The organism is Streptomyces sp. (assembly GCF_031181705.1).
Lineage (GTDB): Bacteria > Actinomycetota > Actinomycetes > Streptomycetales > Streptomycetaceae > Streptomyces.
Window position 1 is genome coordinate 1 of sequence record NZ_JAPSKN010000079.1, and the last position, 20,157, is coordinate 20,157.

Below are 20,157 nucleotides of genomic sequence, written 5' to 3' on the forward strand. Positions count from 1 at the left end.
GCCGTCCCGGAAGCCGATGACCTCGTCGCCGTGGTCGACGACGGCGCGGTGCACGACGGACCGGATGACGGCGTTCAGGCCGGGGCAGTCGCCGCCGGACGTGAGGACACCAATGCGCATAGCCCGAGAAACCTTATCGACGTGGGCCGGGACCGGACCGCGTTGTCCGGCTGGAATCCCCGCCACCCTAGCGGCTTCGAGGGGCTGGACCGAAGCACGCGTCCGCCTGCTGGACGACCCCGCTCACCTGTGCGGACGGGCCGTCATACGGGCTGTTGACCAGCAGGTTGACGCGTGCCCCGGGCACGCTGCGGCGCTGTGCCTACGCGGGCTGCTGAGCAGCGGCGATGCGCTCGTTGCGCAGCGCCTCGTACCAGCGGTCGTCGGTCGGCGGCAGCGCGTTGACGTCGAGGGCCAGCTTCAGCAGCAGGTCCGCGATCAGCGGGTTGCGGGCGAGCACCGGGCCGTGCATGTACGTGCCGAAGACCGTGTCGTTGTAGGCGCCCTCGGTGCCGTCGCCCGTGCCGTTGCCGTTGCCGAACCGCACCCGGGCGAGCGGGCGGGCGGTGGGGCCGAGGTGGGTGACGCCCTGGTGGTTCTCGAAGCCGGTCAGCGGGGGCAGCCCGAGGCGCTCGTCGACGTCACCCAGCACGTCACCGACGCACCGCGCGCCCTCGCCGCGCACCGACACCACGTCCAGCAGCCCGAGGCCGGGCTCGCGCTGGCCGAGGTCGTTGATGAACTCGTGGCCGAGGATCTGGTAGCCGGCGCACACCGAGAACACGATGGCGCCGTTCTCCACGGCCCGGGTCAGTCCGGCGTCCCGGCGCAGCCGCTCGGCCGCGAGCCGCTGCGGCCGGTCCTCGCCGCCGCCGATCAGGTAGATGTCCCCGGAGGTCGGGATCGGCTGGTCGCTGCGCACGTCCAGCCGGGCCACGTCCAGGCCGCGCTGCCGCGCCCGGCGTTCCACCACGAGGACGTTGCCCTGGTCGCCGTAGGTGCTGAGCAGGTCGGGATAGATCCAGACGATGCGCAGTTGGTTGTCGCTCACAAAAGTCCCCTGACGTCTCGTGCTCAGTTGCCGACGCGGCGGCGCAGGTCCTGGAACGCCGTGTAGTTGGCGATGACCTCGATCCGGCCCGGCGGGCACGCGGCCACGGCCTGGTCGAGGTTCTCGTAGACCTGGAAGTGCTGGTCGGCCACCTCCAGGCGCACCGCCAGGTCCAGCCTCCGGTCGCCGATGACGCAGATCGGGTGGCCGGACAGGCGCGTGTAGTCGACGTCCCACAGCCAGGAGGTGTCGGTGCCGTCGGCGGAGCGCGCGTTCACCGACAGGATGACCGGCGTGGGCGGGGGGTCGATCAGGGAGAACGTCTCCAGCCAGCCGGCCGGGTTCTTCGCCAGCAGGAGCCTCAGGTCCCGGCCCTGGAACTGGACGACGTCGTACCGTCCGGCCACCGCCTGCACCTGGTACATGCGCTCCAGCGCGACCTGCGGCGGCACCCCGAACACGGCGGCGACGGCGGCCGAGGAGGCGGCGTTGGCCTTGTTGGCGCGGCCCGGCAGCTGGAGGTGGATCGGCCAGGCCGAGCCGTGCGGGTCGAGGACGTGGTCGCCGGAGAGCGCCCAGCTGGGCGTCGGACGGCGGAAGCCGCACTCACCGCAGAACCAGTCGTCACCCGGGCGCTGCATCACGCCGCCGCAGGACGGGCAGGACCAGGCGTCGTCCTTCCACATCTGCCCGGCGGCGACCCAGATCACGTTGGGGGAGGAGGACGCCGCCCACACCACCAGCGGGTCGTCGCAGTTGGCCACGACGACGGCCTTGGAGCCCGCCAGTCCCTCGCGCCAGTTCTCGGCGAGCATGCGGGTCTCGGCGGCGCGGTCGAGCTGGTCGCGCGAGAGGTTCAGCAGCGCGATGCACTTCGGGGCGGTGTCCCGGGCGACGCCGGCCAGGTACTTCTCGTCGACCTCGATGACGCCGTACCGGGCGTCCGAGCCGCCGGCGAGCGCCGAGGTGATGCCGGCCGGCATGTTGGCGCCGAGCGCGTTGGAGACGACCGGTCCCGCCGCGCGCAGGGCCTCGGCGATGAGCCGGGTGGTGGTGGTCTTGCCGTTGGTCGCCGAGACCAGGATCACGTCCAGGTTCTGGGCCAGCCGGGCGAGGAGGTCGGGGTCGAGCTTGAGCGCCACCCGGCCGCCGATGACCGATCCGCTGCCGCGTCCCGCCGCGCGGGACGCCGCTGCGACCGCCTTGCCCGCGGTCACGGCCAGCTTGGCCCGCGGCGAGAGCGGGTCCGAGTTGCCTGCCATCAGTTCTCGATCCTCCTTGCGTACGCGCCGCGCCTTGAAGCCTGACGGCCACGTGGTGTGGACCTCAGCCTATCGAGATCCATTCGCACTCCCGAACCGCGGCACTGTGGCGAACTCGTGTGGGAGGCGCGCACCGACAGGACCTTACTCTTGCGGCCATGCGACAGAGCCCCATCCCCGGCGCCCGCGGCCGCGTGAGACCCCTCACCCTGCACGGCGACCCCGTCCTGCACGCGCCCTGCGCGGAGGTCACCGACTTCGGCCCCGAACTGGCCCGGCTGATCGAGGACTTGTTCGCCACGATGTACGCCGCCCGGGGCGTCGGGCTGGCCGCCAACCAGATCGGCGAGCCGCTGCGGGTCTTCGTCTACGACTGTCCCGACGACGAGGACGTCCGCCACCTCGGCCACGTGGTCAACCCCCGCCTCGTCGAGAAGGACGGGGTGGTGATCCGCGGCCCGGAGGGGTGCCTGTCCCTGCCGGGCCTGGAGGCGGGGACGGAGCGGTACGACCACGCGGTGGTCGAGGGCTTCACGATGACCGGCGACCCCGTCACGATCCACGGCACGGGCTTCTTCGCCCGCTGCCTCCAGCACGAGTGCGACCACCTGGAGGGCCGCGTCTACGCGGACCACCTGACGGGCTGGCGCCACCGCAGGCTGATGCGGCAGGTGGCCAGGGCTCCATGGCGCCGAGTGGGTGAGTGACCCAGGGGCGCGGGGAACTGCGCGACCAGCCCTCACCGGCCCGCAGACGGCACACGACGGTCAGAACCCCGGGCCGCCCACCCGATCCCCGGCAGCCGCCAGCCGGCCCCACAGCAGATCGGCAAGACTGCGCACCAACTCCGCACGGGAACAAGGCCGTTCCCCCAGCCACCAGTCCCCGGCCGCGTGCATCATGCCGACGATCCCGTGCCCCCACACCCGCGCGAGCTGCTGCCCGCCCGGCCCCAGATCGAGCCGCTCCTCGATGACCTGGGCCAGCTCCTCACCCATCCGCCGCAGCAACGGGGCGCTGTGCTTGCCGACGTCGAACCCCGGGTCGCCCGGCTGGCCCCCCTCGGCCGGGTGCATCAGGAACCGGTACACCTGGGGCCGCGCCTCGATGGCCGCCAGGTACGTGTCGAGCGTCGCCTCGACCCGCTCGCGCCGGTCCGCCGGCGCGTCCAGCGCCGCCCGCAGCGAGTCCAGCAGGGCGTCCGTGTGCCGTTTGGCGAGGGCCGCGTAGAGTCCGCCCTTGTCGCCGAAGTGCCGGTAGAGGATCGGCTTGGTGATGCCGGCCTCCGCCGCGATCGCGTTCATCGAGGCCTGCGGGCCGTCGCGCAGCACCACCCGGTCGGCGGCCTCCAGCAGTTCACGCCGTCGGCGGTCGGCGGACCGTTGCTGGTCGGTCCGCTGCGTGGTGTCCATGTGCTCTCCCCACCCGTGCTGTTTCGATGACGCTTGCGCAAACTAACACTGAAGCATGTTCCGGACACCGAAAGGGTGCCGACCGGGTCGGTGGGAGTTGACGCGGACTACCCGCCGGTAACAGACTGGTGTTACCGCAAGTAACATGCACGTGTGCCGCTGAAGGGGACCGACATGGCCGAGTTCACCATGGAGCTCAACGACGAACAGAAGGAGGTCCGCGACTGGCTCCACGGCTTCGCCGCCGACGTGATCCGGCCCGCGGCCGCCGAATGGGACGAGCGTGAGGAGACTCCCTGGCCGGTCATCCAGGAAGCCGCCAAGGTCGGCATCTACTCCCTGGACTTCTACGCCCAGCAGTACTTCGACCCCACCGGCCTCGGCATCCCCATGGCGATGGAGGAGCTGTTCTGGGGCGACGCGGGCATCGCCCTGTCCATCGTCGGCACCGGCCTCGCCGCCGTCGGCGTCCTCGCCAACGGCACCGAGGAGCAGATCGGCACCTGGATCCCGCAGATGTACGGCGACGCGAACGACGTCAAGGTCGCCGCCTTCTGCTCCTCCGAACCCGACGCCGGCTCCGACGTCGCCTCCATGCGCACCCGGGCCGTGTACGACGAGGCCAAGGACGAGTGGGTGATCAACGGCACCAAGACCTGGGCGACCAACGGCGGCATAGCCAACGTCCACGTCGTGGTCGCGGTCGTCGACCCCGAGCTCGGCTCCAAGGGCCACGCCTCCTTCATCGTCCCGCCGGGCACCGAGGGCCTGTCCCAGGGGCAGAAGTTCAAGAAGCACGGCATCCGGGCCTCGCACACCGCCGAGGTCATCCTCGACAACGTGCGCGTCCCCGGCTCCTGCCTGCTCGGCGGCAAGGAGAAGCTGGACGAGCGGCTCGCCCGGGCCCGCGAGAAGGCCAAGCAGGGCGGGGAGCGCGTGAAGAACGCGGCCATGGCCACCTTCGAGGCCTCGCGCCCGGCCGTCGGCGCCATGGCCGTGGGCACCGCCCGCGCCGCCTACGAGGTCGCCCTGGACTACGCCACCACCCGCGAGCAGTTCGGCCGGCCGATCGTCGACAACCAGGGCGTGGCGTTCCAGCTGGCGGACATGCGCACCTCCATCGACGCGGCCCGGCTCCTGGTCTGGCGCGCCTCCTGGATGGCCATCAACGGCAAGCCGTTCACGGCGGCCGAGGGCTCGATGTCCAAGCTGTTCGCCAGCGAGACGGCCAAGAAGGTCACCGCCCAGGCGATCCAGATCCTGGGCGGCAACGGCTACACCCGGGAGTACCCGGTCGAGCGCATGCACCGCGACGCGGCGATCTACACGATCTTCGAGGGCACGAGCGAGATCCAGCGCCTGGTCATCGCACGCACCCTCGCCGGTGTGCCCATCCGCTAGCGGTGCCTGAGCGGCGTCAGCTGCTCGATGTCGTACCGCGCCCGGAGCTCCTCGATCGCCGCGTGGTCCGGCGGGCCCCCGCCGCCGAGGATCTCCAGCAGCTCCTCGAAGTACCTCTCGTGGTCCGGCGGCGGGCTCGCCTGGAAGAACATCTTGGCGGGCTCGTCCGTCGGGTTGGCGAACGCGTGCGGGCAGCCCGGGGGCACGACGATCACCGTGCCCGGGGTCGCCCGCACCACCCGGTTGCCGGAGGCGGACTCCCACGTCCGCCAGTTGTCGGGGGTGCGCACCCGCGGCTCGAAGGCGAGCACGTCCAGCTCGCCTTCGAGGACGTAGAACAACTCCTCGCTGCGGGTGTGCACATGGGCTCCGACGTCGAAGCCCGGCGGCACCACCACCTCGAAGGTGGAGGCCATGCGGGAATGGCTGCCGGTCACCTTGAAGGTCACGTGCTGGGCGGGGGCCTGCACGACCCGCCCCTGACCGGGCGGGACGAGCAGGCCTTCCGTCGCGGTCATCGCCGGCTCACCACGTCACGGGCAGGGCCTCGGGCCCGCGGATCAGCGCGCCCTTCTTGAAGGGCACGTCCTCGGCCGGCACGGCGAGCCGCAGACCGGGAACGCCGTCGAGGAGCGCGTCGACCAGGAGCTCCGACTCCAGCCGGGCCAGCATGCCGCCCGGGCAGTAGTGCGGGCCGAAGCCGAAGGAGACGTGCGGGTTCGGGCTGCGGGAGAAATCGATGGTCTCCGGATCGGGGAAGACCTCCGGGTCGCGGTTGGCGGCCAGGTACGACACGTAGACCGCGTCGCCCTGCCGGATCCGCACACCCCCGATCTCCACGTCCTCCAGGGCGATCCGCGACAGCCCGACCGCGTTGCGGTGGGGGATCCAGCGCAGCAGTTCGTCGATGGCCCGGGGACGGATCTCCGGCTCCGCCCGCAGCCGCTCGGCGAGGTCGGGGCGGGTCAGCAGCACGTAGAACATCTGGCCGCTGTTGTTGGTGACCGCCTCGCCGCCGATCTGCAGCAGCACGGCGAGGCCGACCGCCTCCTCCAGGGTGACCTCGCCCCGGCCGACCGCGGCGCCGAGCAGCGAGGTCACGTCCTCGCCGGAGCCGCCCTCGCGCCGGCCGATCAGGTCGGCGAAGCAGGCGCTCATCTCCTGCTTGGCCTTCTCGCTGACCTCGGCGCCGTGCGAGGAGGACAGGATCAGCTGCGTCCAGGTGTGCATGTCGTGCCGGTCGGCGGCCGGGACGCCCATCAGCTCGCAGATCACCGCGATGGGGAACGGGGCGAGCACCGCCTCGGTGAGGTCGGCGGGCGGGCCGTCCTGGAGCATCTCGTCGACCAGTTCCGCCAGCATCCGGCGGGACCGCTCGCGCACCCGCTCCACGCCGCGTGCCGTGAAGGCGGCGGCGACGCTGCGCCGCAGCCGGGTGTGGTCCGGCGGGTCGAGGAAGCCGACCGCGCCCCGCGACGGGATGAAGTGCGGGGCCAGCCGCGTGACCTGCCGGTCCATGACGGCCTCGCGGCCGAAACGCGGGTCGTTGGTCACCGTCCGCACGTCGTCGTAGCGGGTGACCAGCCAGGCCCAGCCCTCGCCGTTGGGCAGCTTGATGCGGGTGACCGGGCCCTCGTCCATCAGCGCGCGCAGGACCGGGTCGAAGTCCACGCCGGACAGGTCCGGCGCGGGCCACTCCCGGACCGGGGGCGGCGACTGGGTGATCGTCTCTTCGCTCATCTCACTTCGTCCCGTCGGCGCGGCGCCAGCGGCCCAGGGCCATCTCGGCGGTGATGCCGGGTCCGAACCCGGCCAGCAGCCCGCGCGCCCGGTCCTCGGGGCCGCCCTCGTCGAACAGCCGGCGCAGCGCGTCCAGGACGACGGCGCTGGCGATGTTGCCGTACTCGGTGAGCGTGGCCCGGCTGAAGCGGAAGGCGTGCGGGTCGACGTGCAGGAAGGTGCTGAGGTCGTCGAGGATGCGGGGACCACCCGCGTGGACTATGTAGAAGTCCAGGTCGGAGGCGTCCCAGCTGTGGTTGGCTGCCAGGTCCTTCAGCGCCGGCGCGAGCGGCTCCATGGTGGCCGGTACCCGCTTGTCCAGCAGGAAGTGGAAGCCGGTCGCCTTCACGTCGTACATGATCCACTCTTCGGTCTTGGGGATCAGGTACGAACCGTTGCGCTCCAGGCTGACGCCCTCGCCGCCCCGGCCGCGGACCGCGGCCGCGGCGATGCCGTCGCCGAACAGGCCGTTGGACAGCAGCGAGCCGACCCCGATGTCGGTGGGCTGGTAGCACAGCGAGCAGAACTCGCAGGCCACGATCAGCGCGTTGGCCTCGGGATAGGCCGTGCAGAAGTCGTGCGCCCGGTTGATCGCCGCGCCGCCCGCCGCGCAGCCCAGCTGGGCTATCGGCAGCTGCCGGGTGGTCGGGTCGAAGCCCATCTCGTTGATCAGCCAGGCCGTGAGCGAGGGCATCATGAAGCCCGTGCACGACACGTAGATGATCAGGTCGACGTCGGTGGGAAGCAGCTCCGCGTCGTCGAGGGCCCGCTGGATGACCGCGGGCACCCGCGCCTTGGCCTCGGCCTCGTAGAGCTTGTTGCGGTCCTCGAACCCGGGGTGCTTGAGGGTTTCCTCGATGGGCTGCACGATGCGCCGCGTACGCACGCCGGTGTTCTCGATCAGCCGGAGGGCCAGCGGCAGTTGGGGGTGGTCGGCGTGGCGCTCACGCGCCAGCTCAAGCGTCTCCTCCATCGTGATCACGTGCTCTGGAACGGACACCGAAGGTCTGCACAAAGTCGCCATGAACCGTGCCTGCTTTCGCCTCCCGGAAGGCCCTTCGCCCCCCGGTCAGAAGGTGGTTCACCTCTAGGGGTGGTCCACCCACGATCACCCCTCGGCAGGCCGACTTCGCGCCGGACTACTCCGTCTCGGGTACTGCGTGCCACGCTCGACCCGACACCCACACGACGGAGGACGCGATGACGCACCCGGCCAGGGACCTACTGCGGACGACCACGGCGGCCCTCGCACCGGACCCGGACGCCAACCCCCTGGTCCCCCGGATCGCCGCCGGCACGGCACCCCGCGCCGCCCTCGCCGCCCTCGCCCTGGAGCAGGGCTGGGTGATCCCCGCCGACCGCCGGGCGTTCGAGCACCTGGCGGCCCGCTCCGAGGCGGCCGACCCGCAGGCCGCGGCCTTCTTCGCGGCCCTCGCGCACGGCGAGACGCTGGCAGGCGGGCGGCTGGTCGCCTTCGCGCGCGCGTGCGGTGCGCAGGAGGCGTCGTACGAGCCGCTCCCGGGCTGCCAGGCGTACCCCGCGTACGTGGCCTGGCTGGCGCTGAACGCCGCACCGGCGGACGCGGTCCTGGCTCTGACGGCCAACTTCTCGGCCTGGGGCGGCTACTGCGCGACCATCGCCACGGCCCTGCGGGAGCACTACGGCTTCACCGACGAGGCCTGCGCCTTCTTCGACTTCTTCGCCGAGCCCTCACCCGACCTGGACCGGCTGGCGCAGACGGCGGTGGAGGCGGCCCTGGACGCCGGGCGCCTCGACGCGCAGCGGGCGCACACCTACGGCCGCCTCCTGCAGCATTACGAGGCGAGCTTCTGGTCGGCGCTGAGCGGGACGACATCCCGCTGAACGCTACGTCGCGGTCCCGCTGCTGTGCGCGATACAGGCCACGTCGATACGGTCGGCCAGCTTGGCCAGCTCGATGGCCAGTTCGGCGACGGTGTCCTCGTCCAGGCCCGACTCCCCGCCCTCCACCAGCCGCACCCACCGGCCCCCCACGGTCCGCAGCAGCTTGCTGACATCCGCGGCAGCCACCTGCAAGGTACCGCGGTCGTCGACGATCAGAGGCAGAGTCACTTCGCGGTTCACAGACGGGATCGTAGCCCCGCAACACTCACGCACCATGCCAAACAGTGGTGATGTTGCAGAACTCGCGGATTCCGTGCCCGGACAGCTCACGCCCGTACCCTGAGCGCTTCACCCCGCCGAACGGGAACGCCGGATGGGACGCCGTCATCCCGTTGAAGAACACGCCCCCGGCCTCCAGGTCCCGGGTGAACCGGTCCACCTCGGCCTCGTCCCGCGTCCACACGTTGGAACTCAGCCCGAAGGGCGAGTCGTTCGCGAGCAGCACGGCCTCGTCCAGGTCGGCCACCCGGTACAGCGTGGCGACCGGCCCGAACGCCTCCTCCCGGTGGATCCGCATCTCGCGCGTGATGCCGGCGAGGATCGTCGGCGCGTAGTACCAGCCGGGCCCCTCCGGCCGTTCACCACCGCACAGCACCTGCGCACCGCCGCGTACGGCGTCGTCGACCAGTTCCTCGAGGTCGCGCAGCCCCTGCTCGCTGGAGAGCGGCCCGACCTCGGTGTCGTCGGACAGCGGGTCGCCGACCCTCAGCGCCCGCATGCCCGCGGCGAACCGGTCGGCGAAGGCGTCATAGACGTCCGTGTGCACGATGAAGCGCTTGGCGGCGATGCAGGACTGCCCGGTGTTCTGCACCCGCGCGGTCACCGCCACCTTCGCGGCCCGGTCGAGATCGGCGGAGGGCATCACGACGAACGGGTCGCTGCCGCCCAGCTCCAGCACCGTCTTCTTGACCATCTCTCCGGCGGTGGAGGCGACGGCGCGGCCGGCGGGCTCGCTGCCGGTGAGCGTGGCCGCCTTGACCCGCTCGTCGCGCAGGATGTCGTCCACCGCGGCGGAGCCGATCAGCAGGGTCTGGAAGCAGCCCTCGGTGAAGCCCGCCCGGTGGAAGAGGTCCTCCAGGTAGAGGGCGGTCTGCGGGACGTTCGAGGCGTGCTTGAGCAGCCCGACGTTCCCCGCCATCAGCGCGGGCGCCGCGAAGCGCACCACCTGCCACAGCGGGAAGTTCCACGGCATGACCGCCAGCACCGGGCCGAGCGGGCGGTAGCGGACCCGCACGCGCGAGGCGCCGGAGTCCTTGACGTCGGCGTCGGCCGGTTCCTCGTCGGCGAGCAGCTCCTCGGCGTGGTCGGCGTACCAGCGCATCGCCTTGGCGCACTTGGCCGCCTCGGCACGGGCCTGCTGGATCGGCTTGCCCATCTCGGTGGTCATCACGCGGGCGATGTCGTGCTGGTCCTCGTCGAGGAGGTCGGCGGCCCGGTGCAGCAGCCGGGCCCGCTCGTCGAAGGTCGTCGTCCGGTACGTGCGGAACGTGGCCTCCGCGAGCCGGAGCCGGCGCTCGATCTCCTCCTCGCCCATGGCCTCGTACGTCTTGAGCGTCTCGCCGTTCGCCGGGTTGACCGTCGCGATGGGCATGGCTGACCTCCCTGGGAGCGGGCTGTGTCTCGACCTTCCCGCGCGGCGGAGGGGACCGCAACGCGGGAGGGTCTCCTCAGGGCGAGTGCTCCGCCAGGCGGTCGAGAAACGCCGCCTGGGCCTTGACGATCACTTCGCGGGCCCGCTCCAGCCCGAACCACGCCACCCGGTCCAGCTCGGGGAACTCCCGAAGCCGCCCGGAGCGCGGCGGCCACTCCATCCGGAACGTGCCGGGCACGATCGCCGCCGGGTCGAGGTCCGCCGCGACCGCCCAGGCCGTGACGATCTTGCCGTTGGTCTGGCGGACCTCGCCGAGCTCGATGGCCTCCCCGTCGGGCGGGGGGAGCCCCAGTTCCTCCCGGAACTCGCGCCGGGCCGCGTCCCAGGCGGACTCGCCGGGCTCGTACTCGCCCTTGGGGACGGTCCACGCCCCGGCGTCGCGCCGGGCGAAGAACGGGCCGCCCATGTGGCCGAGCAGGACCTCGGGGCCGTCGTCCGAGGGTCGGAAGAGCAGCAGTCCCGCGCTGCGCTTCACGGCCTCACCTCCGGGTGGGCGGCCAGCAGCGTCTCGACCGTGTCGGCGTCCTCCGGGCGCTTGTCCTCGCGGTAGCGGATCACGCGGGCGAAGCGGAGGGTGACGCCGGCCGGGTAGCGGGTGGAGCGCTGCAGCCCGTCGTAGGCGATCTCGACGACGAGTTCCGGGCGGACGGTCACGACGTGGCCGTCGTCGTCGACGGCGAGTTCGCGGAGCCGTTCGGTCTGCCAGGTCAGCATCGCGTCGGTCATGCCCTTGAAGGTCTTGCCGAGCATGGCGAGGCCGCCGTCGGCGGTGCGGGCGGCGAGGTGGAGGTTGGAGAGCTTGCCGGTGCGCCGGCCGTGGCCCCACTCGGCGGCCAGGACGACCAGGTCGAGGGTGTGGACCGGCTTGACCTTCAGCCAGGACGCGCCGCGCCGGCCCGCGCTGTAGGGGGCGTCGAGGGCCTTGGCGACCACGCCCTCGTGGCCGCGTCGGAGGGTGCCGGCGAGGAACTGCTCCGCCGTGGGCGTGTCGTCCGGCCCGGACACCAGCGTGCGCCGCACCCGCATCGGCTCGGGGACGAGCCGGGCCAGCGCGGCGTGGCGCTCGGTGAACGGCAGGTCGAGCAGGTCACGGCCGTCGACGGACAGCGCGTCGAAGAAGACGGGGGAGACCGGCACCGCGCGGGCGGCCGTCGCCACGTCCGTGCGGGAGCCGACGCGCCCGGCGGTCTCCTGGAACGAGCGGGGGCGCCCGTCCTCGTCGAAGGAGATCACCTCGCCGTCCAGGATGAACCGCTCCCCGCGCAACTCCCGTGCGGCCGCGGTCACTTCGGGCAGTCGGTCGGTGATGTCGTCGAGGGTGCGGGTGTACAGGCGCACGGTGCCGCCGTCGCGGTGCACCTGGACCCGGATGCCGTCCAGCTTCTCCTCCACCGCGCAGGCGCCCAGTTTCTCCACGGCCTCGGCGACGGAGGAGGCGCTGTGCGCCAGCATCGGCAGCACCGGGCGGCCGACCGTGAGCCGGAACCGGTCGAGGGAGGCCGGGCCGTCCGCGAGCAGGGCCTCGGCGACCGCCTGGAGGGAACCGGCGAGCATCACGGCCCGCCGTACGTCCGCGCTCGGCGCCCCGGTCGCCTGGGCCAGGCCCTCCACCGCCACCGCGTCCAGCGCGCCCTGGCGGACCTCGCCGGTCAGCAGCCCGAGCAGGAACCGCTGCTCGCCCTCGGTGGCCGCGCCCATCAACTCCCCGACCAGCCGGGCGCGTTCCGCCTGGGAACCCGGGCCGGACACCTTCGCGAGCTCGGACAGCCGGGCGTCGACGTCCCGCACGGTCAGGCTCGGCTCCGCGGCCGGGCCGACCGGGCGGCCCAGCACCTTCCAGCCCACGCCGATCCGGCCCTGCGGCAGCCGCCCGGCCAGATACGGGATCACGATCGGCACGTCCTCCGCCTCGGCGTCCCGGAAGAGCTCCGCGAGCAGAGCCGTCTTCCGGGACCGCGCCGAGGTGGCGGCGACCTCCTGGGACACTCGGGCCAGCCGGTGCAGCAGCATGCAGCCATGGTGCACCGGAGGCGATGCCCTTACACCTGGGCGGCCCGGCGCCGGCGTTCCCGAGGAGCCCTCAGACGGTGTCCAGGTCCGCCATCAGCAGATCCCCCACGATCGCCGACGCGGCACGGTACCCGCCGCTCGCCGCGTGCACGACCTGCTCGGCGAAGCCGATCGCGTTGCCCGCGGCCCATACGCCCGGCACGGTCGTCAGTCCGGTCGCGTCGACCACCGGGTACGCGCCGAACGGCGTCTCGTGCAGCTCGGCGCCCAGCCGCTCCAGCAGGCCGGTCTGCGGCACGGGCCGCGGGGCGGTGAACACCACCGAGCGGGCGTGCGCCGAACCGTCCGCGAGCCGGACCCCGGTGAGCCGGTCGTCCTCGACCACCAGTTCCGCGACCTCCCCGGGCACCACGTCCACCCCGGCCGCGGCGAGACGGCGCAGGTCCTCGTCGGACAGCTCCGCCTCGGCCACCGTGTGCAGGAAGAGCCGCACGTCCTTCGACCACTGCGACACCATCAGCGCCTGGTGCACGCTCGCCGGGCTCGTCGCCAGCACCCCGAAGGGCTGGTCGCGCACCTCCCAGCCGTGGCAGAACGGGCAGTGCAGCACGTCCCGGCCGAACCGCTCGGCGACCCCGGGCACCGCGGGCAGCTCGTCCCTCAGGCCCGTCGCGACGACCAGCCGCCGGGCCCGCACGGTCCGGCCGCCGGCCAGCACCACGGAGAAGTCCTCGCCCCGCTCGACGTCCACCACCCGGTCCCGCACGAGCTCGACGCCGTAGCGCGCGATCTCCTCCCGGCCGATCGCCAGGAACTCGGCGGGCGGCATGCCGTCCCGCGACAGGTAGCCCTGCATGTGCGCGGCGGGGGCGTTGCGCGGCTCGCCCGCGTCGACCACCAGCGTGTGGTGCCGGGCCCGCCCCAGCACCAGCGCCGCGGACAGGCCCGCCGCGCCCCCGCCGACGACGACCACTGCGTACTTCTCGGTCATGTGACCACCTCCGCCGCCAGCGTCGCCCCAGCGGTACGGGATTGACAAACACGTTTGCCGAATCTGCAATACGAGCATGACCACGGACGAGGTACTCGCGGGCGTCGGCCCCCGGCTGCGGCAGATGCGCAAGGAACGGGAGGTGACCCTGGCGGAGCTCTCCGAGGCCACCGGCATCTCCGTCAGCACCCTCTCGCGGCTGGAGTCCGGACTGCGCAAACCCAGTCTGGAACTGCTGCTGCCGATCGCGCGCGCCCACCAGGTGGCGCTCGACGAGCTGGTCGGGGCTCCGCCGACGGGCGATCCGCGCGTGCGCGCCAAGCCCATCGTCATGTTCGGCCGCACCCACTGGCCCCTGACCCGCCAGCCCGGCGGACTGCAGGCCTACAAAGTGCTCGAACCCCAGCGCAGGCTGGAGCCCGAACCGCGGACGCACGAGGGCTACGAGTGGCTGTACGTGCTGTCCGGGAAGCTGCGGCTGGTGCTGGGCGAGCACGACGTGGTGCTCACGGCCGGGGAGGCCGCCGAGTTCGACACCCGCGTGCCGCACTGGTTCGGATCGACGGGGGAGGGGCCCGTGGAGTTCCTCAGCCTGTTCGGGCCGCAGGGGGAGCGGATGCATGTGCGGGCGCGGCCGAAGCGGTCGTGACGCACGCGATACGAGACGGCGGGACTCTTCTCCCGAAGACTGTTCCCTGATCGGCAAGCGACCGCTTAGTATGCGAACGACCCCGGCCAGACGAAGCAGTCCCCCGTGGAGGCACCGCATGCAGGCATGGCACGTGCACGAGAACGGCGAGCCGAGCGAGGTGATGCGGCTGGAGGAGGCCGAGCCGCCCACGCCCGGCGAGGGCCAGGTCCTGCTGAGGGTGCGCGCCGCGAACATCAACTTCCCCGACGCCCTGCTGTGCCGCGGCCAGTACCAGGTCAGGCCGCCGCTGCCGTTCACGCCGGGCGTGGAGATCTGCGGCGAGACCGAGGACGGCCGCCGGGTGATCGCCAACCCGGTGCTGCCCCACGGCGGCTTCGCCGAGTACGCCGTCGCCGACTCCGCCGCCCTGCTCCCCGCCCCGGACGCCCTCGACGACGCCGAGGCCGCCGCCCTGCACATCGGCTACCAGACCGGCTGGTTCGGCCTGCACCGCCGGGCCGCCCTCCAGGCCGGGGAGACCCTGCTCGTCCACGCTGCCGCAGGAGGGGTCGGCAGCGCGGCCGTGCAGCTCGGGAAGGCCGCCGGCGCCACCGTCATCGGTGTCGTCGGCGGCTCCGGGAAGGCGGCCGTCGCCAAGGACCTGGGCTGCGACGTGGTCATCGACCGGCGCACCGAGGACGTCGTCGCCGCCGTCAAGGAGGCCACCGGCGGCCGGGGCGCCGACGTGATCTACGACCCGGTCGGCGGTGAGGCCTACACCCAGTCCGCCAAGAGCGTCGCCTTCGAGGGCCGGATCATCGTCGTCGGCTTCGCCGGCGGCACCATCCCCAACCCCCATCTGAACCACGCCCTGGTGAAGAACTACTCGATCCTGGGCCTGCACTGGGGCCTGTACAACACCAAGAACCCGAAGCTGGTCCGGCGCTGCCACGAGGAGCTCACCGAACTGGCCGCCCGCGGCGCGATCAAGCCGCTGGTCAGCGAGCGCGTGCCGCTCGGCGAGGCGGCCGCCGCCGTGCAGCGCGTGGCGGACGGCCGCACCACCGGCCGGGTCGCCGTCGTCATCGAGGAGGCAGCGTGAGCAGCACCCGGCAGCACGGCGCGACCGGCGCCGAGGAACTGCGCGACCGCACCCGTGCCTTGCTGGCCGCCCACCCGCCCGCCTCCACCGACCGGCTGGACTTCCTGCGGGCCCGCTTCGACGCCGGACTCGCCTGGGTGCACTACCCGGAGGGCCTCGGCGGCCTCGGCGCGCCCCGCTCGCTGCAGGCCGTCGTGGACGCCGAGCTGGAGGCCGCCGGAGCGCCCGACAACGACCCGCGGCGCATCGGCATCGGCCTCGGCATGGCCGCGCCGACCATCCTCCAGTACGGCACCGAGGAGCAGAAGCGGCGCTACCTGCGGCCGCTGTGGACCGGGGAGGAGGTCTGGTGCCAGCTGTTCAGCGAGCCCGGCGCCGGCTCCGACCTGGCCGCGCTCGGCACCCGGGCCGTGCGGGAGGGTGAGGGAGACTGGGTGGTCAACGGGCAGAAGGTCTGGACGTCCAGCGCCCATGTCGCCCGCTGGGCCATCCTCATCGCCCGCACCGACCCGGACGTGCCCAAGCACCGCGGCATCACGTACTTCGTCTGCGACATGACCGACCCGGGCGTCGAGGTGCGCCCACTGCGGCAGATCACCGGCGAGGCCGAGTTCAACGAGGTCTTCCTCACCGACGTCCGCATCCCCGACTCCCGGCGCCTCGGCGAGGTCGGCGACGGCTGGAAGGTCGCCCAGACCACGCTGAACAACGAGCGCGTGGCCATCGGCGGCATGCGGCAGCCCCGCGAGGGCGGCATGATCGGCCCCGTCTCCAAGACCTGGCGCGAGCGGCCCGAGTTGCGCACCCACGACCTGCACCAGCGGCTGCTGAGGCTCTGGGTGGAGTCCGAGGTCTCCCGTCTCACCGCCGAGCGGCTGCGCCAGCAGCTCGTCGCGGGCCAGCCCGGCCCCGAGGGCGCCGGCATGAAGCTGGCCTTCGCCCGCCTCAACCAGGAGATCAGCGGCCTGGAGGTGGAACTCCTCGGCGAGGAGGGCCTGTTGTACGACGACTGGACCATGCGGCGCCCGGAACTGGTCGACTTCACCGGCCGCGAGGCCGGCTACCGCTATCTGCGCTCCAAGGGCAACAGCATCGAGGGCGGGACCACCGAGGTCCTGCTCAACATCGTCGCCGAGCGCGTCCTCGGCCTGCCCCCCGAGCCGCGCACCGACAAGGACGTCGCCTGGAAGGACCTCGCCCGATGAGCGACCTGCTGTACGCGGAAGAGGAACAGGCGCTGCGCGCCGCCGTCCGCGACCTGCTCACCGACCACTGCGACGCGCCCGGCGTCATCGCGCGCACCGAGTCGGACACCCCGCACCACCGGGCCCTGTGGAAGGCCCTCACCGACGGCATGGGCCTCGCCGGACTGCTGGTGCCCGAGGAACTCGGCGGCCAGGGCGCCACCCACCGCGAAGCCGCCGTGGTGCTGGAGGAACTGGGCCGCGCGGTCGCGCCCGTGCCGTATCTGACGAGCGCGGTCGTCGCCACCGAGGCGCTGCTGGCCTGCGGCGCCGACGACCTGCTCCGCGAACTCGCCGCCGGGACGACGATCGGCGCCCTCGCCGTCGCCCTCAACGTCGCGCCCGGCGCCGCTCACCGGACCGTCCGGCACGAGGACGGCCTGCTGCACGGCGAACTGACCGGCATCGCCGACGCCGCCGTCGCCGACGTCCTGCTCGTGCCCGCCGACGACGGCGGTCTGTACGCGGTCGACGCCGCCGCCGCGACCGTCACCCCGCAGACCTCGCTGGACCTGACCCGGCCCCTGGCCACCGTCACCCTCGACGGGGTGCAGGGCCGGCTGCTGGGCGACGCCGGAGTCGCCGTCCACCGCGCCCTGCGCGCCGGAGCCGGGCTGCTCGCCTCCGAGCAACTCGGCCTGGCCGAATGGGCGCTGACCGAGACCGTCCGCTACCTGAAGGAACGCAAGCAGTTCAACCGGCCCGTCGGCGGCTTCCAGGCGCTCAAGCACCGCCTCGCCCAGCTCTGGCTGGAGGTCGTCAACCTCCGCGCCGCCGCCCGCAACGCCGCCGACGCCCTGACGACCGGCGAGGACGCCGACGTGGCGGTCACCGTCGCCCAGGCCTACGCGGCACCGGTCGCGGTCCACGCCGCCGAGGAGGCCCTGCAACTGCACGGCGGCCTCGGCATGACCTGGGAGCACCCGGTGCACCTGTACCTGAAGCGGGCGAAGGCCGACTCGATCGCCTACGGCACCGCGGGCGCCCACCGGGAGGCACTGGCCCACCTGGTGGACCTCCAGGCTCCCTGACGTACACCCGGCGGACACCGGGACACATCCGGTCGACCTGCGCGGAAAGCCCGCCCCACCCGGGGCGGGCTTTTCCGTGCGCCGTGCCCGGATGAAGTGAACGCCCGGCGGCGGCCCGGCCAACTCCGCTCCCGGGCCTGCCTCTTGCCCTCGTCTCGACCCCATACTCGCAGGGTTCCCGTACGGCACCTCCAGGGAGGCAGAGCATGGCCCTCACCACCCGACGCAGAGCCCTCACCACCCTCGGCGCGGCCCTCGCGGGCTCGATCGCCCTTCCCGCGGCCCCCGCCTCGGCCGGTGAACGAGGCCACCGGCCCCGCCCGTTGTGGCGCGCCCACGCCCACAACGACTACGAGCACCCGCGCCCGCTGTCCGACGCCCTCGACCACCGCTTCGGCAGCGTCGAGGCCGACATCCACCTCGTGGGCGACCAACTCCTCGTCGCCCACGATCCGCAGGACCTCGACCCGTCCCGCACGCTGGAGTCCCTCTACCTCGACCCGCTCGCCGCCCGCGTCCGCGCCAACCACGGCCGCGTGTACCGGGGGCACCGCGGATCGCTGCAACTGCTGATCGACATCAAGACCGAGGGCGCGTCCACCTACCTCGAACTCGACCGCCACCTCCGGCGCTACCGGCACCTGTTCACCACCTACGCCCACGGGCGAGTCCACCGCGGCCCGGTCACCGCCGTCGTCTCCGGCGACCGCGCCGCCCGCGCCCCCATGGAGGCACAGACCGTCCGGCGCGCCTTCTACGACGGCCGTCTCGCCGACCTCGGCAGCCAAACCCCGGCCTCCTTCATCCCGCTGATCAGCGACAACTGGACGCTCAACTTCACCTGGCGGGGCGTGGGCGCCTTCCCCGACGCCGAGCGGCTCAAGCTGCGGGGCATCGTCGACGCCGCCCACCGGCGGGGCCAGCGGGTGCGCTTCTGGGCGACCCCCGATCTGCCCGGACCCGCCCGTGACGCCCTGTGGGGCGAACTGCTCGCCGCCGACGTCGACCACCTCAACACCGACGACCTCGCCGGACTGGAGGCGTTCCTCGACACCCGCCGGGTGGCCTAGACGCGCGCCGAACACCACACGTTCGGCGGACAGGTCAGCCGCCCGGACGAACCCTCCGCTACGCCACACTTGCGGCCGAACGCCGTCAACCGGACAAGGCGGCGTGGCGGAGGAGTCGACGATGGCCATTTCCATCTCTGTGGTGCTGCTGCTCGTGATCCTGGCGGTGATCTTCCTGCGCAACGGCGGCCTGAAGGTCTCCCATGCGCTGGTCTGCCTGCTGCTCGGCTTCTACCTGGCGAGCACCAGCATCGCCCCCACCATCCACAGCGGCCTCACGGCGACGGCGGACATCGTCAGCAGTCTGCGGCCCTGACGTCACGGCCCTCACAGCCTCACGGCCCTCATGACGCCGAGAACACGCCGATGCCGTTCGGGACGGCCCGTTCGGCACCGCCGCTGGGGTGGTTGCGCACCGTGACGGCGCTCGCGCCGGGCTTCCGGGCGACCAGTGTCGACGAGCCGCCGCCGTCGAGGCTGAAGGCGTCGGCCGCGCCCAGCTTCCGCATGGTGTCGGCCACTTCGGCGATCGTCAGGCCGCTGCGGTAGGCGGCTGCCCCGTCCAGCGCGAGCAGCAGCACCCGCCGCCCGCCATCGGCGATCCCCACGGCCGTGCGGACGGCCGACGTCGTGTCGTCCAGCCCCGCCAGCGGCCGCCCGCCCGTGAGGACCGGGTAGCCGCCGAGCGCGAGGCGGTACGCGGCGCCGTCCGTGGCCGCCACGAGACGGTGCTCGACCTCGACCGCCGCACCGGTGGAGAGCTTGCGCAGCTGCTGGGCGCCCGCCTCCCGGCCGACCAGCACCGTGGTCCCCGCGGCGATGGCACCGCTGCCCGGTGTGTCGGCGGCCGAGACGACCTTGCCGTCGCGGACCGTCACCTCGTACGTGTCCGTGCTGCAGGGCGCGGCCCGGTCCGTGTCCGTACCGCAGGTGGCGCGCACCCGGGAGACGCTGCCCCACTCGGCCGTGAACGCCCCGACCGAACCCACCGGCAGCGCGTACTGGTTGAGCCCGCCCAGCGGCAGCTGCCCCTCGGCCGTGCGGACCGAGCCGTCCAGGGCCAGCCTGTCCAGCCGCGCCACCCCGTCGGTGCCGACGCCGAACACGTTCTCGGTGGTGGTGCCGGGCGGCAGCGCCGGCCCGAAGCGCTGGCCCTTCGGCACGGCCGCCTTGAGCGTCCGCCCGGCCGCGATGGCCGGGCCCACGCTCGCCCCCGTCACCTCGACTCCCGGGTGCTGGGCCTCGCTGATGTTGAAGAAGTCGCCGTTGACACCGGCGACCGCCCCCTGGGCATCGGCCATCCGGGAGACCTGCGCGCGGGAGGCCACCGCCCCGGGATACAGCAGATCCACCTTCACCTGCGGATTGCCCAGGTCGGCCCGCACCAGGTGCGCGTGTGTCACCCCCTTCGCCGCCTTGATGTCGAACTGCTCGTAGGTGACGCCCGGCGCGATCCGCACGGCCTTCTGGACGGCGCCGGCCGGTGCCGCCCCCGCCAGGGCCGCACCGGCCAGCGCGCCGAACGCCGTGAGAAGCGCCAGCACCGCTCGTCCCGCTCCGCGTCTGTGACGACCTGTCACCGTGCCCCCTGATGTCTCG

Annotated in this window: 21 protein-coding genes and 1 pseudogene; 9 read left to right on the forward strand and 13 right to left on the reverse strand. The window is 72.8% G+C overall.

Going from position 1 to position 20,157, the window contains the following annotated elements; all coding sequences use genetic code 11:
* The 3 genes from RIN80_RS16480 to RIN80_RS16490 all read right to left on the reverse strand — a co-directional run.
* Positions 1-120: 6-phosphofructokinase (locus tag RIN80_RS16480; RefSeq protein WP_309096378.1), on the reverse strand; the 120-nt coding region annotated here is incomplete at its 3' end.
* A gap of 202 nt (positions 121-322) precedes the next feature.
* Complete coding sequence (locus RIN80_RS16485) at positions 323-1,051, reverse strand: glutamine amidotransferase (RefSeq protein WP_309096356.1); 729 nt, start codon at positions 1,049-1,051, stop codon at positions 323-325.
* Between the two features lie 23 nt (positions 1,052-1,074).
* On the reverse strand, positions 1,075-2,313 hold the full coding sequence (locus RIN80_RS16490) for a MurT ligase domain-containing protein (RefSeq protein WP_309096357.1): 1,239 nt from the start codon (positions 2,311-2,313) through the stop codon (positions 1,075-1,077).
* A gap of 158 nt (positions 2,314-2,471) precedes the next feature.
* Between RIN80_RS16490 and def the strand changes: the two genes are divergently transcribed.
* Positions 2,472-3,020: a peptide deformylase gene (def, locus tag RIN80_RS16495; RefSeq protein WP_309096358.1), complete on the forward strand. Its 549-nt coding sequence runs from the start codon at positions 2,472-2,474 to the stop codon at positions 3,018-3,020.
* A 60-nt stretch (positions 3,021-3,080) separates the two neighbouring features.
* Here def and RIN80_RS16500 read toward each other — a convergent pair whose 3' ends face one another.
* Positions 3,081-3,725 (reverse strand): TetR family transcriptional regulator, encoded by a 645-nt coding sequence (locus RIN80_RS16500; RefSeq protein WP_309096359.1) that lies wholly within the window; start codon positions 3,723-3,725, stop codon positions 3,081-3,083.
* Positions 3,726-3,899: 174 nt separating this feature from the next.
* Here RIN80_RS16500 and RIN80_RS16505 point away from each other — a divergent pair, with 174 nt between their 5' ends.
* Positions 3,900-5,126, forward strand: coding sequence for an acyl-CoA dehydrogenase family protein (locus RIN80_RS16505; RefSeq protein WP_309096379.1), 1,227 nt, complete (start codon positions 3,900-3,902; stop codon positions 5,124-5,126).
* On the opposite strand, the gene RIN80_RS16510 is transcribed toward RIN80_RS16505, so the two are convergent.
* The 3 genes and pseudogenes from RIN80_RS16510 to RIN80_RS16520 form a co-directional block, all read right to left on the reverse strand.
* Positions 5,123-5,644: a cupin domain-containing protein gene (locus RIN80_RS16510; protein WP_309096360.1), complete on the reverse strand. Its 522-nt coding sequence runs from the start codon at positions 5,642-5,644 to the stop codon at positions 5,123-5,125. The genes RIN80_RS16505 and RIN80_RS16510 overlap by 4 nt on opposite strands.
* A gap of 7 nt (positions 5,645-5,651) precedes the next feature.
* Entirely contained in the window at positions 5,652-6,866 is a 1,215-nt protein-coding gene (locus tag RIN80_RS16515) for a cytochrome P450 (RefSeq protein ID WP_309096361.1), read from the reverse strand.
* A 1-nt stretch (position 6,867) separates the two neighbouring features.
* Positions 6,868-7,935: pseudogene (locus RIN80_RS16520) on the reverse strand (type III polyketide synthase); the annotation flags it as partial.
* A 170-nt stretch (positions 7,936-8,105) separates the two neighbouring features.
* Between RIN80_RS16520 and RIN80_RS16525 the strand changes: the two are divergent.
* Complete coding sequence (locus tag RIN80_RS16525; RefSeq protein ID WP_309096362.1) at positions 8,106-8,768, forward strand: transcriptional regulator; 663 nt, start codon at positions 8,106-8,108, stop codon at positions 8,766-8,768.
* A gap of 3 nt (positions 8,769-8,771) precedes the next feature.
* Here the strand turns inward: RIN80_RS16525 and RIN80_RS16530 are convergent, their stop codons facing one another.
* The 5 genes from RIN80_RS16530 to RIN80_RS16550 all read right to left on the reverse strand — a co-directional run bounded on the left by RIN80_RS16530 (position 8,772) and on the right by RIN80_RS16550 (position 13,480).
* A complete protein-coding gene (locus RIN80_RS16530; protein ID WP_033307522.1) occupies positions 8,772-9,008 on the reverse strand; it encodes a DUF6213 family protein in 237 nt (78 codons plus the stop codon).
* 25 nt (positions 9,009-9,033) lie between these two features.
* Positions 9,034-10,419 (reverse strand): NADP-dependent succinic semialdehyde dehydrogenase, encoded by a 1,386-nt coding sequence (locus tag RIN80_RS16535; RefSeq protein WP_309096363.1) that lies wholly within the window; start codon positions 10,417-10,419, stop codon positions 9,034-9,036.
* Between the two features lie 76 nt (positions 10,420-10,495).
* Positions 10,496-10,954: an NUDIX domain-containing protein gene (locus tag RIN80_RS16540; RefSeq protein WP_309096364.1), complete on the reverse strand. Its 459-nt coding sequence runs from the start codon at positions 10,952-10,954 to the stop codon at positions 10,496-10,498.
* Complete coding sequence (locus RIN80_RS16545; RefSeq protein WP_309096365.1) at positions 10,951-12,489, reverse strand: ATP-dependent DNA ligase; 1,539 nt, start codon at positions 12,487-12,489, stop codon at positions 10,951-10,953. Before RIN80_RS16545 ends, RIN80_RS16540 begins: the two co-directional genes overlap by 4 nt.
* 70 nt (positions 12,490-12,559) lie before the next feature.
* Positions 12,560-13,480, reverse strand: coding sequence for an NAD(P)/FAD-dependent oxidoreductase (locus RIN80_RS16550; RefSeq protein WP_309096366.1), 921 nt, complete (start codon positions 13,478-13,480; stop codon positions 12,560-12,562).
* A 76-nt stretch (positions 13,481-13,556) separates the two neighbouring features.
* Between RIN80_RS16550 and RIN80_RS16555 the strand changes: the two genes are divergently transcribed.
* From RIN80_RS16555 to RIN80_RS16580, 6 genes are all read left to right on the forward strand, one after another.
* Complete coding sequence (locus RIN80_RS16555) at positions 13,557-14,129, forward strand: XRE family transcriptional regulator (RefSeq protein ID WP_309096367.1); 573 nt, start codon at positions 13,557-13,559, stop codon at positions 14,127-14,129.
* A 118-nt stretch (positions 14,130-14,247) separates the two neighbouring features.
* Positions 14,248-15,213, forward strand: coding sequence for an NADPH:quinone oxidoreductase family protein (locus RIN80_RS16560; protein ID WP_309096368.1), 966 nt, complete (start codon positions 14,248-14,250; stop codon positions 15,211-15,213).
* Positions 15,210-16,418: an acyl-CoA dehydrogenase family protein gene (locus tag RIN80_RS16565; protein WP_309096369.1), complete on the forward strand. Its 1,209-nt coding sequence runs from the start codon at positions 15,210-15,212 to the stop codon at positions 16,416-16,418. The genes RIN80_RS16560 and RIN80_RS16565 overlap by 4 nt, the downstream gene beginning before the upstream one ends.
* Positions 16,415-17,488, forward strand: a complete 1,074-nt coding sequence (locus RIN80_RS16570; protein ID WP_309096370.1) for an acyl-CoA dehydrogenase family protein — start codon at positions 16,415-16,417, stop codon at positions 17,486-17,488. Before RIN80_RS16565 ends, RIN80_RS16570 begins: the two co-directional genes overlap by 4 nt.
* A gap of 206 nt (positions 17,489-17,694) precedes the next feature.
* The gene (locus tag RIN80_RS16575) at positions 17,695-18,558 is read left to right on the forward strand and encodes a phosphatidylinositol-specific phospholipase C/glycerophosphodiester phosphodiesterase family protein (RefSeq protein WP_309096371.1); all 864 of its coding nucleotides are present in this window, start codon (positions 17,695-17,697) and stop codon (positions 18,556-18,558) included.
* 121 nt (positions 18,559-18,679) lie between these two features.
* Complete coding sequence (locus RIN80_RS16580; RefSeq protein WP_031114944.1) at positions 18,680-18,874, forward strand: hypothetical protein; 195 nt, start codon at positions 18,680-18,682, stop codon at positions 18,872-18,874.
* Between the two features lie 28 nt (positions 18,875-18,902).
* On the opposite strand, the gene RIN80_RS16585 is transcribed toward RIN80_RS16580, so the two are convergent.
* Entirely contained in the window at positions 18,903-20,102 is a 1,200-nt protein-coding gene (locus tag RIN80_RS16585) for a phosphodiester glycosidase family protein (protein ID WP_309096372.1), read from the reverse strand.
* Positions 20,103-20,157 lie beyond the last annotated feature (55 nt).